The sequence below is a fragment of the Neisseria sp. WLZKY-1 genome (assembly GCF_046546535.1).
Taxonomy (GTDB): Bacteria; Pseudomonadota; Gammaproteobacteria; order Burkholderiales; family Neisseriaceae; genus Neisseria.
This window is the reverse complement of the sequence record NZ_JBKGTW010000124.1, coordinates 1-507: the sequence shown is the minus strand read 5'-3', so window position 1 is coordinate 507 and position 507 is coordinate 1. Positions and strand designations below refer to the sequence as shown.

Genomic DNA, 507 nt, shown 5'->3' with positions numbered 1-507 from the left:
AAAGCAGACAATATCCTCGTCAGGCTGCGTTTTCCCGCCGCTGAAAGTCACACGGATATCATGCTCCCTGCCTGAGTCCAGTGCCAAACTGGAAACAAGATTGACCCGGTTGTCGACATAAGCGTAACTATATATCTCCCCAACCCCATCAGAATATTTCGAGGATGTACCGGCGTACTGCGGATGCACTTCGCGGCGAACCACCGTCTGTCCGTTCAGGCTGATTTCAACCAGCACCACATGGCTGCCAGCCTCATTGGTTACTTGCGACACAAAACCCGACGCCGTCACCTGCAAAGACAAAAACGTCAGCAGACGGGGGAACGGAGCGGCGTCCAAGTACAGCGTGTAGCCGTCACGTCCCTGCGGCAGATGGTACATTTTCAGCACATCTCCTTCGATTCTGTCCGCCTTCACCGTCCCTTCAAAACGTCCGTTTTTCGCATACAGATTCCCCCGCGCGTCCACGGTAAAGCTGCCGTTGCCGTTGTTAATACTCACGCTGTT

The 507-nt window shown here is 54.0% G+C and carries 1 protein-coding gene; it reads right to left on the bottom strand.

All coding sequences use genetic code 11. The annotated features are described in order from the left end of the window. On the bottom strand, positions 1-507 hold a 507-nt coding region (locus tag ACLD9W_RS12480), incomplete at both ends, for a hypothetical protein (protein WP_410842299.1).